Origin of the sequence: Aliamphritea spongicola (assembly GCF_017051665.1) — a bacterium.
GTDB lineage: Bacteria > Pseudomonadota > Gammaproteobacteria > Pseudomonadales > Balneatricaceae > Amphritea > Amphritea spongicola.
This window is the reverse complement of the sequence record NZ_JAFIDL010000003.1, coordinates 16022-29126: the sequence shown is the minus strand read 5'-3', so window position 1 is coordinate 29126 and position 13105 is coordinate 16022. Positions and strand designations below refer to the sequence as shown.

Annotated in this window: 11 protein-coding genes; 6 read left to right on the top strand and 5 right to left on the bottom strand. The window is 52.5% G+C overall.

Annotation, left to right across the window (positions count from 1 at the left end; translation table 11 throughout):
- Positions 1-126: 126 nt before the first annotated feature.
- Positions 127-1563, top strand: a complete 1437-nt coding sequence (locus JYB63_RS10190; protein WP_205657777.1) for an MATE family efflux transporter — start codon at positions 127-129, stop codon at positions 1561-1563.
- A gap of 122 nt (positions 1564-1685) precedes the next feature.
- Complete coding sequence (locus JYB63_RS10185; protein WP_205657776.1) at positions 1686-2708, top strand: threonine aldolase family protein; 1023 nt, start codon at positions 1686-1688, stop codon at positions 2706-2708.
- Between the two features lie 56 nt (positions 2709-2764).
- On the opposite strand, the gene acuI is transcribed toward JYB63_RS10185, so the two are convergent.
- Positions 2765-3751, bottom strand: a complete 987-nt coding sequence (acuI, locus tag JYB63_RS10180; protein WP_205657775.1) for an acrylyl-CoA reductase (NADPH) — start codon at positions 3749-3751, stop codon at positions 2765-2767.
- A 283-nt stretch (positions 3752-4034) separates the two neighbouring features.
- On the opposite strand from acuI, the gene JYB63_RS10175 reads away from it, so the two are divergent.
- A complete protein-coding gene (locus JYB63_RS10175; RefSeq protein WP_205657774.1) occupies positions 4035-4862 on the top strand; it encodes a FadR/GntR family transcriptional regulator in 828 nt (275 codons plus the stop codon).
- 7 nt (positions 4863-4869) lie between these two features.
- Here JYB63_RS10175 and JYB63_RS10170 read toward each other — a convergent pair whose 3' ends face one another.
- Positions 4870-5532 (bottom strand): ankyrin repeat domain-containing protein, encoded by a 663-nt coding sequence (locus JYB63_RS10170; RefSeq protein WP_205657773.1) that lies wholly within the window; start codon positions 5530-5532, stop codon positions 4870-4872.
- Positions 5533-5774: 242 nt separating this feature from the next.
- Here JYB63_RS10170 and JYB63_RS10165 point away from each other — a divergent pair, with 242 nt between their 5' ends.
- Positions 5775-6779 carry a TRAP transporter substrate-binding protein gene (locus JYB63_RS10165; RefSeq protein ID WP_205657772.1) on the top strand — a complete coding sequence of 335 codons (1005 nt, stop codon included), beginning with the start codon at positions 5775-5777 and terminating at the stop codon, positions 6777-6779.
- Positions 6780-6984: 205 nt separating this feature from the next.
- On the opposite strand, the gene JYB63_RS10160 is transcribed toward JYB63_RS10165, so the two are convergent.
- The gene (locus JYB63_RS10160; protein ID WP_205657771.1) at positions 6985-7326 is read right to left on the bottom strand and encodes a winged helix-turn-helix transcriptional regulator; all 342 of its coding nucleotides are present in this window, start codon (positions 7324-7326) and stop codon (positions 6985-6987) included.
- Positions 7327-7470: 144 nt separating this feature from the next.
- Here JYB63_RS10160 and JYB63_RS10155 point away from each other — a divergent pair, with 144 nt between their 5' ends.
- Complete coding sequence (locus tag JYB63_RS10155) at positions 7471-8208, top strand: DUF459 domain-containing protein (RefSeq protein WP_205657770.1); 738 nt, start codon at positions 7471-7473, stop codon at positions 8206-8208.
- 112 nt (positions 8209-8320) lie between these two features.
- Positions 8321-8884, top strand: coding sequence for a flavodoxin family protein (locus JYB63_RS10150; protein WP_205657769.1), 564 nt, complete (start codon positions 8321-8323; stop codon positions 8882-8884).
- A 44-nt stretch (positions 8885-8928) separates the two neighbouring features.
- On the opposite strand, the gene JYB63_RS10145 is transcribed toward JYB63_RS10150, so the two are convergent.
- Together JYB63_RS10145 and JYB63_RS10140 are read right to left on the bottom strand one after the other, a co-directional pair.
- Positions 8929-11451, bottom strand: a complete 2523-nt coding sequence (locus tag JYB63_RS10145) for a putative bifunctional diguanylate cyclase/phosphodiesterase (RefSeq protein WP_205657768.1) — start codon at positions 11449-11451, stop codon at positions 8929-8931.
- 4 nt (positions 11452-11455) lie between these two features.
- Positions 11456-13093: a FecR family protein gene (locus tag JYB63_RS10140; protein ID WP_205657767.1), complete on the bottom strand. Its 1638-nt coding sequence runs from the start codon at positions 13091-13093 to the stop codon at positions 11456-11458.
- Positions 13094-13105: the final 12 nt, after the last annotated feature.

Below are 13105 nucleotides of genomic sequence, written 5' to 3'. Positions count from 1 at the left end.
CCTGCCGTTTCATACCCTTTCACACCTGATCTATCAGCCATTTGTCAGGTTACATACCCGGCATTCTCTAGTAAATTAGGCGCTTCACCTGTCCTTCTCCGTCAGCCGGTTCAGCAAATAACGATTATGAAAAGCGCCAAGTTCGTTCAGGGATCAACCTTCAGACACGTATCCGTGATGACACTCAGCAGTACTGTTGGTCTGCTGGCGCTGTTCGCTGTTGATCTTGTGGATATGTACTTCCTCAGTTTGCTTGGGCAGGAAGAACTTGCTGCGGCTATCGGCTTTTCCGGCACCCTGCTGTTCTTTTTAACCTCTGTGGGCATCGGTATTCAGATCGCCATGGGCGCGCTGGTGTCCCGTGCTGAGGGTGTCAGCAACCGCGAGCTGGTCGGCCAGTACACATCCAGTGTATTGCTGTTCAGCCTGATTGCTGCATTGCTGGTAACGCTGCCCGCCTGGATCTGGCTTGAAGACTTACTGATGTTCCTCGGTGCCCGGGATGTAACCCTCGGCCTGGCAATTGATTACAGCCAGATTCTGCTGCCCAGTACACCGTTGCTGGTCTGCGGTATGTCTGCAGCCGCCACGTTGCGGGGGCTGGGTGATGCCCGTAATGCCATGTACACCACCCTGGGGGCAGCCATTGTAAATGCCCTGCTCAACCCGCTGTTTATCTTTACCTTCGGCCTGGAAATCAAAGGGGCAGCTATTGCTTCGGTGATCTCACGGGTAGCACTGGTGGGCATCGCACTGTACGTGGTTATTCGCCGGCATAATATCCACTGTAAACCGGATTTCGGCCAGATGCGCCTGGACATGGGCGCTATTCTGCCTATCGCGGTTCCTGCGGTACTGACCAATCTGGCAACGCCGATTGGCGGTAGCTATGTGCTGAAAACCATGGCAAGTTTCGGTGACAGCGCGGTGGCCGGCGCAGCCATTCTGGGCAGAATCACCCCGGTCGCTTTTGCGCTGATATTCGCCCTATCCGGTGCAATCGGCCCGATTATCGGTCAGAACGCCGGCGCAGACCGCTATGACCGGGTCAGATCCACCCTGCTGAATGCCCTGCTTATTAACTTTGTCTATATCCTGTTCGTCTGGCTGGTGCTGTATCTGGCGGGAGATATGATCATCAGCGCCTTCAGCGCCACCGGAGACGCCGCCTACCTGATCGACTTTTACACTACCTGGCTGGTGATCGGTTTCAGCTTTAACGGTGTGCTGTTTATTGCCAACGCCGCTTCAAACAACCTAAACCATGCCACCCAGGCCACCTTATTTAACTTTGCCAAAGCCCTGTTCGGCACCATTCCGCTGGTTTATCTGTTTGCCCAGTGGTTCGGTGCCGCCGGTGTACTGGCCGGTGAACTGGCCGGAGCTGCGGTCTGGGGCACAATTGCTCTGGCGGTTGTGTTCTGGCAAATCCGGCAGCTGGAGCGGGAACATACCTGTGTGTCCTGCACAGAACCGGAGGTTGCAGAAGCCATGGCTTCGCCTTTCAGCTCATCCCAATGTCAGTTGGGCTGTTCCTATGTGAAGGCTAACGAAGAAAAATAGAGTCGATTCGGGCAGAGCCGTTTAATCAGCATTCGGTCTGCAATATTTTACAAGCCGGCTAACCTGCGCCCTTTTATAGTACTGCTTTACCTGACAATACGATTCTTAGAGCAGCACAAATCATGACGAAATACAGTTTTCTGGATGACTACAGTGAAGGCTGTCATCCGAATATTCTTCACGCGCTGGCGGACACCAATCTGATTCAGCAAACCGCTTACGGACACGATGAGTACACCGCCAAAGCTAAACAACTGATTAAGCGTGAAATCGCTTCAGAGCAATCTGACGTGTATCTGGTGGTTGGTGGCACGCTGGCAAATATTATTGTCATGTCATCCTGCCTGCGTCCTCACGAAGCCGTTATTTCCGCAGATACCGGCCATATCGTGGTACGGGAAACCGGCGCGATTGAAGCCACCGGACATAAAATCATTAACGTCGTGAATCAGCAGGGCAAAATCACCGTCGGCGATCTGGAACAGGTGTTGGTTGATCACTCCCATGTACCGCACATGGTTAAACCAAAACTGGTGTACCTTTCCAATGCCACCGAGCTTGGCACCCTCTACAGCAAACAGGAATTAACGGCGATTTCGGAGTTCTGCCGGGAGAATGGTCTCTACCTGTTCCTGGACGGTGCCCGCCTGGCCACGGCACTCACTGCTGAGAAAAATAATCTTACTCTGAAGGACATTGCCAAACTCACCGACTTATTCTCGATGGGCGCAACCAAGAACGGCGCGCTGATCGGCGAAGCGATTGTTATCAATAACAATTCGCTGGCTGAAGACTTTACCTTTCATGTAAAACAGCGTGGCGGCATGTTATCCAAGGGGCGCCTGCTGGGTATTCAGTTCGTCGAATTATTCAAAGACAACCTCTACTTCGAACTGGCAGAACATGCCAACAAGATGGCGAAGAAACTTTCTGAAGGCTTACTGGCCCATGGGCTAAAACTGGAAGCAGATACAGAAACCAATCAGATTTTCGCCGTGTTACCGGATGAACTGATTGCCCGTCTGCAGGAGAAATTTGATTTCTACGTCTGGTGCCGTAAAACGGCCGACAGTTCTGTGGTGCGCTTAGTCACCGGCTGGGCAACGCCGGAAGAAAAAGTTGATGAGTTTCTGACGCTTTTATAACGGTATTACGCAAAAAACGGCGCTAAGTGCGCCGTTTTGGCTTATATCAGCCAGAGTCAGGCAATCTCAACAATCACCCGGCCCTTGATCTTACCGTCGACAATATCAGTCGCCTTTTCAACGATCTGATCAAAGCCCACGGTCTCGGACAGCAGTTCCAGTTTTTCCAGATCCAGATCCTGCTGTAGCCGTGCCCACGCTTCTTCACGGGCAGCTTTCGGTGCCATCACCGAGTCGATGCCCAGCAGGGATACACCCCGTAAAATAAACGGCATCACAGTCAGTGGCAGATCCGCGCCCTGTGCCAGACCGCAGCTTGTAACTGCGCCGCCATACTGAGTCTGAGCAATTACATTCGCCAGTGTATGGCTGCCGATAGAATCAACCGCAGCACGCCAGCGTTCCTTACCCAGTGGCCGGCCTTTTTCAGAAAGCTCTGCCCGGTCAATCACACTGCTGGCCCCCAGCTGCTTCAGAAAATCCGCATGCTCTGTACGTCCGGTGGAGGCAATCACCTCATAACCCAGCTTCGACAGAATTGATACGGCAACACTGCCGACACCGCCATTGGCACCGGTCACCAGCACCGGTCCCTGATCCGGGGTAATGCCGTGTTTCTCCAGCGCCAGTACGGATAACATCGCGGTATAACCGGCGGTGCCGACGGCCATACATTGCTTCGGTGTCATCCCGGCAGGCTTCTTAATCAGCCAGTCACCTTTTACCCGGGCCTGCTCAGCATAGGCTCCGTAATGTACCTCACCGACACCCCAGCCATTCAGCACGACGGCATCACCGGGAGAAAATTCTGAGTGATCGCTTTCAATAACCGTACCGGCGAAATCGATGCCCGGAATCATTGGCCATTTACGTACTACCGGGCCTTTACCGGTAATCGCCAGGCCATCTTTGTAATTGATAGTTGAGTACTCAACGGCCACCAGCACATCGCCGGGCATCAGATCCTCGCGGCTTAACTGCACGCATTCTGTCTGTTGCTGTTCACCGTCTTTCGAAATCTGTAACGCTTTAAAAGTATTCATAAATTCTCTCTGTAAACGTGGCGTGATCAGACGCTTTTATCAATCTTTCTTTCGGTCTTCCCGACTCTTTAAGAAGCTGGCAACCGCTGAAATATGACCTATAAATCCAGTTTTTAACAATATAGATTATAAAAATCTATTTGTATGACAAATATTAAAATATTTTATTTAGAGAATAATTGTCAAGCCCAACCAAAGGCTGATACTGTTAACCAACGTTATGTAAACCACCTGATACCGGACCGGTTTACCGTTGTAACCGCTGTAAATTCAGGAAATTATCTTGTCTGAAATAAAGTCTGCAAAAACGTCTGCTAAAAAATCATCCCCGGAATCTGCTAAAAATACTTCAGCAGCACCGGTAATCTCCCCTGTTCAGGCACAGGCACCCTTTGGCAACATTGTGACTGCCAGCGCAACCAAGCAGATAGCAGAACAGCTGCGACAGGCAATTCTCAGCGGTGAGTTGAAAAAAGATGACCGTCTGCCCACAGAATTCGAACTGGCAGCCCAGTTTGATGTGTCCCGCCCGACTATCCGTGAAGCACTTAAACGGCTGGCCGCACAAAATCTGATCCGCTCCAAACGGGGCCCCGCCGGCGGTACCTTTGTAAACGGTTTTGAAATGAAAGATGCCACTGAATTCCTGGCATCTTCGACCATGCTGATGATCAGCATGGGCGCGGTAGAGATGGAAAACATCATTCAGACCCGCAAGATCCTTCAGGCCGAGTGTTGCAAACTGGCACTGCAAAACTGGTCTGATACTTACATGGCCGGATTAAATCAGTGTCTGGACCACCAGCAGGACAGCTCGATATCCGACAGTGAGTTCTGTGCCGCGGACGTTGCCTTCCACCGCTACATTACCGATGCCACTGAAAACCCTATGCTGCAGATGATCGTCTACTCCATCATTGATGCGCTGGTACCGGTGATGAATATGACCATTGTTCGCCTGCGCAGCCGGGAAAAGATCATTGGTTTTCATCAGCAGATCTGTCAGGCATTCAGTGAACAGAATCAGGATCAGCTGTTAACCGTTCTGAATGAATTACTCGATTATCTGAATGATACGTTTAACCAGCAGCACGAAGCTAAACAACAATAGCTGCTGGCTATTCATTCACAGGGCTTTGCAGCACGGTAATCAGTGCCTGATAGCCCTTATCCCGGGCATGATCCAGCGGTGTTTTACCCTTCTTATCGGAGATATCCCGGTCTGCTCCGGCCGCTAGTAATATGCGTACCGCACTGACATAATCCTCACCGCCGTCGCCCAGAATCACCGCTTCCAGCAGTGCTGTCCAGCCCAGGTTATTGACCCGGTCCAGCGGTGCACCAGCCGCGATCAGCAGCTCCATAATTTCCAGCTCAGCCTGATGGGTGGCATAAATCAGCGCTGATCCCTCGTACACAGAGGTTATCTGGGTCGGATCTGCCCCGGCCTGCAAGGCAAGCCGTGCAATTTCCGGATTACCAACCGACACAGCAGTATTAAGGATATCCCGGTGTTTGTAATTCATTGCGCTGGGATCAGCACCTTTCGCCAGTAACAACTTCACCAGCGGTACACTGTTCATCTGTGCAGCCACCAGCAAGGGTGTATTCCCTCTGCTATCCCGGGCTTCCAGTAACGATGCATCCTGTTCAATCAGGGTTTCCACTGCGTTAGCGTCCGCCTGCTGAATGTTCTGAAACAGCGGCCCACTCGCCTGAACAGCACCGGACCAGAAGCACAGGCTGATCAGGGCACCGTATAACGGGCTTTTTACGTTCATATCTCTCACCTTTTGTAACACTTATTTCCCACCGGCACTTCACAAAACAATAAATTTCATACCTAAAAGATCCACTGAGAAGCCCGCTGCATCTGGCTTTCAGGGAGTTGGGTCTACATTTCGCAATACGTTGGATCTAATTGCCGGCAAAAAATTTATCTGATTATCCCAGTCAGTCTACTGCTTATAACAGACTCATTTTGCCGGTAAAAATTCACCGGTTTTATACCTAGGAGCTATACATGAAACATAAAAATAATATCGCTAAAGCTGTCTCCCTTGCCGCAGGCTTACTGTTTTCTGCAAGTGCCCTGTCCGCAAACTGGAACATTGCAGTCGGTGACGGTGGCAGCAGTGCTCAGGAAGCACTGGGGCTGAAATTCATCGAATTGCTGGAAGCAAAAACCGGCGGTAAACACTCCGCTAAACTGTTCCTTAACGGCCAGCTGGGTTCTGAGCAGGATACAGTCAACGACGTTGCACTGGGCACCACCGACTTCTCGATTCTGGCCAGTAATAACCTGACGCCGTTCTCCCCAAGCCTGGGTATTTTGTCCCTGCCATACATCTTCGAAAACCTGGATCAGGCCATCGCTGCTACTGAAGGTCCGATTGCTGATGAACTGGTTGAGAACACCATCCGTGATTCCAACACCCGCATTCTGGGCTGGACCTATTCCGGCTTCCGCGTGCTGAGTAACTCCAAGAAACCAATCAAGAAACTGGCAGATTTGGATGGTGTCGTCGTACGGGTACCTAAAAATGAGATCATGATTGATACCTATAAATCCTGGGGGATCAATCCAACGCCAATGGCCTGGTCTGAAACCTTTACAGCCCTGCAACAGGGCGTAGTGGACGGTCAGGACACCCCTTACACCACCATTTACGCGATGAAATTCGGTGAAGTGCAGAAGTACATTGCCGACCTTCACTACCTGTTCCTGCTGGAGCCTCTGATCATCTCTGAATCCCTGTTCCAGGATCAGGATGCCGCTACTCAGAAAGCCATTCTGGAAGCCGGTAAAGAAGCTACCCAGTACAGCATCACCTGGCTGAAAGAAAAAGAAGCAGTCATCAAAGAGGAGCTGGTCAACAAGTACAACATGCAGATCGACACCCTGCAGGATGAAGCGGAATGGGCCAAGCGTGCTCAGGAAGCGGTATGGCCGAAGTTCTATGACAGCATCGGCGGCAAAGACAAAGTGAACGAGCTGCTGCGCTCACTGGGCCGCGCTGAAATCTGATCGTAAACCCGTATGCCCTGCGGGGCATACACCTTGCTTATACCTCTGTATTTCCCAACGAGCCAATGGATACGGGACATACATGTACTTTCCGGTCACGGGCATCCTCTCCTGAGTGTCCACTTGACCGAACGGGCCGCCAGTTGTTCACCCTGGCGGCTTTTTTATGTACCTCTACATCCGTGGTTGTATCCACCCTGATCAATCATTCACCCCGGGTTGCATAAAAGTTATCAACTACCCAGTCATCCACTTCAGCAATCAGAACCCCGAGGGACTTACCCAGTTCAGTTAAGCGGTAATCTACCCTTGGTGGCACTTCATGGTAATCACGGCGTTCCACCAGACCATTTTCTTCCAGCAACCTCAGCGTCTGGGTAAGCATTTTTTGCGAAATACCCTCAATTTCCCGCAACAGCTCCGAGCTACGCTTCGGCCCTTTATATAACAGCGGAAAAACCAGTAATACCCATTTATTACCGATAACGTCTATCAGCTTTCGCGACGGGCATTGCGCCAAATAAGGATCAGGAGTCGGTCTGTTCATAAACGCTCTCTCTTATACATTTTTAATAGGCACTTTTTTGTACGTACTGTTCTTTTAGTTAGCCTTAGACCTATTATAACTGCGCCGGCATCAGCAACAACTCACACGTGTGTTTCAACCGTTATCCGTATTTGAGGTGTAACCATGAAACGAACTTTTTTACCCGCAGCAATTTTACTGACAGCCCTTTCGTCCTTCACTGCCAGCGCAGACGAAGCACGCATTCTCGCCTTTGGCGACAGTAATACCTGGGGCTGGTCCCCAACCAGTGAAGGCTTCCCGGCAGGCCGCTTTGAGGATGATACCCGCTGGGCCGGCGTACTTGATAACGCCCTGCCTGAAGCAACGGTTATTGTTGATGGAATGATTGGCCGGCGCTCTGATATAGATGGCCGCAATGATAATGGCCTGGTCAGAAAAGAAGACTTTAACGGCGCCGCCGCACTGCCGGCAGCAATCGCCCGCAACATGCCGCTGGATCTGGTGGTCATCATGCTCGGAACCAATGACCTGCAAGCAGGCACTGAACGGGCACCGGCTGACATTGCACAGGCGGTCTTCAAAATGGCCGCTGATGTCAGCCAGTCAGCACAAACCGTTTTTACCCACTACCCGGCACCGGATGTCTTAGTGGTTGGCCCCGCCGCCATGGGTGATACCAGCAAAACAGGACTAAGCGGCCTGTTCCAGGCCGGTGAAGCAGCATCAGAGCAGCTCAGTGCAGCATTCACACAGGAAGCAGCCCGCACCGGCATTACCTTCTTCGATGCCAGCAAAGTCACCGATACCGACGGCATTGACGGTGTGCATTTCAGCGCCAGCAACCACGAAACACTGGGGAAAGCACTGGCACCGGTGGTACTGACGCTGATTAACGACTGAACACCATCAAGCCCGGTGCCCTGTGCCCTGTGCCCGGAGCCCAGCGACCAATACAAAGCCACCAGGCTTTACTGACCTCACAGAACTTATCTGAATTACCGGAACACATTTTATGATTACTATTGCGATTGTTTACCACAGCGGATTCGGCCATACCGAAGTACAGGCCCGTCATGTCGAACAGGGGGCCGCTTCTGTCAGCGGTGTACACACAGAACTCATCAAAGCCGAAGACCTTACCGGTCAGGCGGATAAACTGAACCGGGCGGATGGCATTATTTTCGGCTCACCTACTTATCTGGGAAATGTATCCGGCCCGTTCAAAAGCTTTATGGATTCAACCTCTGACATCTGGTTTCAGCAACAGTGGAAAGACAAAATAGCGGCAGGCTTTACCAACTCTCACAGCATTGGCGGAGATAAACTGAGTACGCTGATTTCGATGGCTGTATTCGCCGCTCAGCATGGCATGATCTGGGTAGGCCAGACAGAAATGAATACTTCACCGGAACATCAGCAGGGGCACCCGGAGGCCATAAACCGCAGCGGCACCATGCTGGGTGCGGTCGCATCATCGGAGGACGCCTCTCCTGAAATTACCCCGCCGGAAGGCGATCTGGCTACCGCCCGGCTGTTCGGTAAACGGGTGGCGGAAATCACCAAACGTTTTAATTAAACCTGCCTGATACAGGCAGTAAAACCTCCGGTTACGCCGGAGGTTTACAGGCTTTCTTCGGTATCTTCAGATGCCGTACGCTTCTTACTGCTGTCAGCAATCATGATATCCACCAGCAGATCGGTGATCTGATCAGCATCCAGCGGGCGGCCAAAATAATGCCCCTGAAACTCATCACAACCGTGCTCCCGTAAAAAACGGGCCTGTTCTGCGGTCTCAACCCCTTCCGCAATGATCCTTAAGCCAAGACGCTTACCCATCGCAATGATGGTCTGGGTAATTTCCGTCGCCGCTTCATCAGAGCCGATCTCACGGGTGAATGACTGATCAATCTTCAGCCGGTCCAGCGGGAAATGTCGCAAACTGCTCAGGGATGAATAGCCGGTACCGAAATCATCCACCGCCAGATCCACCCCCTGAGCTTTCATCCGTTTCATAATGTTGACGGCCTGATCCATATCCCACATGAGAGAACCTTCAGTAATCTCAAGCTCAATATTACCCGGGGTAATACTCATGTTTTTTATCGTCTGGGCAAGCCGCCGTTCCAGCTCAGGGTCAGCAAACTGCAGCGGAGAAACATTAATAGCCAGACGCAGATGCGGTAACCCGGCGTCGTGCCAGTCCTGAAGCTGCTCACAGGCAGTTTTCAGTACCCAACTGCCAATCATCGGAATCAACCCTACGTGCTCAGCAACCGGAATGAAAATCCCCGGCGGAATACGCCCCAGTTTCGGGCTGTTCCAGCGCAGTAACGCTTCCACCCCCACCATCCGGCCATCATCGGCACGGACCTGCGGTTGGTAATACACTTCAAACTCATTGCGCTCCAGCGCATGCACCAGCGCCTGCTCAACCTGAGAACGGAGTTCCAGCTGCAAACCTGCCCCCTGTGAATAGACACACAAGGTATCACTGTCATCCACCCGGGACTTGAACATCGCGGTATATGCATTGCGAATCAGGCCGTCTGCATCAAAGCAGTCATCCGGCCATAACGAGGCACCGATGCGGGGCGTCAGTAACAGATAGCTTTCATCATCCATCTGCAGTGGTTTTTGCAGGGCCTGTAACAGACTCAGCGCAGCATCTTTGACATGTTCCGCTTCCTGAAGGTCTGTCAGCAGAACCGCAAAATCATCACCGTTCAGATGCGCAATAAAATGCTCATCGCTGACCACTTCCCGCAGCCTGCTGCCAACCTTCTTTAGCTGGGTATCATCCACCGGGCATTCCAGCGTGGTACTGGCAGAACCTGACCAGTTGAAATGAATCACCAGTAAACCGACACAGCTTTCAGCGCCCTGCTGTTCAGCAATGGCCTGGTTTAACCGCTGGCGGAGCATAACCGCATTCGGCAGACCGGTTGCCACATGGTGCTGAACCTGATGGGCCAGTTGTTGTAACAGTTTATGCTTAAGCCGGGCATCAATACCCAGTTGCCAGACATTCCACAACGGCCAGGGTAAGGCCACAATGATCAGTGCCGCTGCCGGTGCAAACCATAACTTCCAGCCCACCAGTAACGTCAGACTCAGTGCCGGAATGCTCCACAGCGCCACCAGGGTAAACACCAGCCCGGCCCTTAACGGCAACAGCACAACAGCCAGTGTCACTACGATAATGAAAGCCAGTGTAATGCCCGTATACCAGGCTGAGGATACCTGATTAATGCCTTCTCCCCGTAACAGGGCATTCAGGATATGAGCATTAAGTTCGACACCGGGAATTCGTTCATGGGCCGCTGCAGCTGGTGTTGACAGTGCATCCCCCAGCCCGGTGGCGGTAGCGCCCACAAGTACATATTTGCCACGAATCGCTTCAGCAGGCACCCGGCCGGAAATAATATCTGCCCAGGAATAGGTTTGCGGACGGTCGCCGGTTTTGGCGAAGGGAATCATAATGCTTTGCTGACGCAGCCAGTAATCCGAACGGATCACCGGGGTGTTTTCAACATTGATCAGGTTATCCAGTTGCTCGGTCTCACCCTTTACCCGCAACATCGCCATCGCCAGTGCCGGCCAGCGGGCATCGCCTACGCCACTGTAGAGAAAAAACCGGCGGCACAGGCCATCAACATCCAGTTCAACATCTACATGCCCGATGGCTTCCGCACTCACCGCCAGATCCGGCAGAGGCATCACTTCACTGATAAGGGAGCCTGGCATCTGTACCCCCGGGGCGATACTCAGAACACTGCGGCCACTGCGGGCCAACGCCTCGGCAAAGACTTCATCTGCCTCCGGATCATTTTTCTGGGGTTCCACAAACAGCACGTCAATGCCGATGACGGCGGCATCCATCTCGGTGAGTTTATACACCAGCTCCGCGTGACGTTTACGGGACCATGGCCAGCGCCCCAGCTGTTGCAGGCTGTAATCATCGATTGCCACAATGACAACCTGATCACTCATGCTGACCGCATGGGCCGGTAACATCTGGTCATAGAGCATCAGATCCAGACGTTCCAGCCCGCGGTTAAATGTCAGCCCCAGGCCGCTGACTAACAGCAGCAGGATCAGACATACCGCATACAGCCGACTTCGAAGGGATTCTGACAATTTCATAGCTTTACAGGATCAGTAACAGCATTGCCGCACCGGATAACCACAGTGGCGTGTAATCCGGAATTGGCAGGATTCGCTGTACAGTGCCCCACGGGCCCTGATAACCATCAGATTCAACACTGCGGACCCGCAGGTAACGAACCTGTCCTTCTACCGCATCAAAACTGATACGGGCTTCATCCTGCATCTGATCAAGCAGCAGGTCTTCAAAGTTTTCATCGGTCGCCATCTGTACCTGATATTGCTGCTCCGCAGAGCCCGCACGCCAGGAGGCAACCAGTTTGCCGTCTTCGGCTGCACCTACTGCCGCTTCAACTTTCTCCGGTGCCGGTTTTACTTGCCAGCTTCGGGAAATGCCTACCGGACCGTGCTCACCGCTGGAGGTGATACTGGTCAGACGCCAGTAATATTTTCCGGGTACAGGTAAATCGGCAGTATCAAAACGGCTGCCGGTAATATCATCCTGATCAACCACTAATTGGGTAAAGGCTTCGTCTGTCGCCACTTCTAACCGGTAACGGGCAGCATCCGCAGACGCAGTCCACTGCAAGACTGCCGTTTCGCCCCGCAGAACCTGTTCAGGTACCGGCTGTAACTGCAACGGCGGCTGGGGATGGGCATCCAGCACAAATGGCTGTACACTGTTCAGACCTTCAAGCCCCAGAGAATCGATCGCCCGCACCCGCAGGTAATACTCACCATCAGCAATATCCGGTAAAGCAATCTTGGCGTATTCGCTGATCCGGCTCCACTGAACCACATCAAAATCAGCATCGGCAGACACTTCAGCGCGGTATGCCTGAGCCTTATCAACCGCCGGCCAGCTCACCAGTTGGCTGATATTGCGTACCGGCGCATCAAAAGCCGTCAGCCCTGGAGCCGGCAACAGCTTGCGGGGCTTAATCGGTGCCTTACCTTCAGCAACCTGAGTACCGAAGCCACGTTTCACCAGTGTGTGTTTACCGGCACCGCTGACTTTTACTTTGCCGTGTAACACTTCGATATTGGATATCTTGCCATCTTCACCGACCAGTGCCCGGTATTCGGTACCGCGCACCGCACTGATAGCTGAAGGGGTCTGTATTTCGAACCGGGAACCCGGTCCCGATGCCGGCGTTACACGGGTATCCATCCGTCCCTGAATCAGGTTAAGACGGGAATCCACCATACCGGTTTTACCGTGTGCACTGAGATGATCAAAACGGATCAGGCTGTCGGCATACAAGGTCAGAATACTGTCATCCGCAAAACGGATCGCCAGAGTGCTGTCACCGCCGGTGCGGATCTGGTCGCCGAGGAACACTTCATCACCGTGCTGCAGAGCCACCTGCTCAGAAGAGCCGGCCCGCTGCAGCTGCGCATCGCCTAACAGCTCATCGACCGTGGCCGGTACGGGATTACTGCGAATCCATTTCAGCGGGATACGCAGTTTGATGCCCGGCGGCATCTGCTTAGGATTTTCAATACCGTTAATTTTGCGCAGTGCTTCAAACCGGGTGACCCGGTCCAGATACTGTTCACTGAGATTCCAGAGGTTATCGCCTTTGGTGGTGGTATAGATCCAGTCCTGCGCCATTGCGACTGAGGTGAAAGAAGACAGTACTGATAATACCGTTGCAGCGATTATGCGGCGGCCAAGCATCGTTATATATCC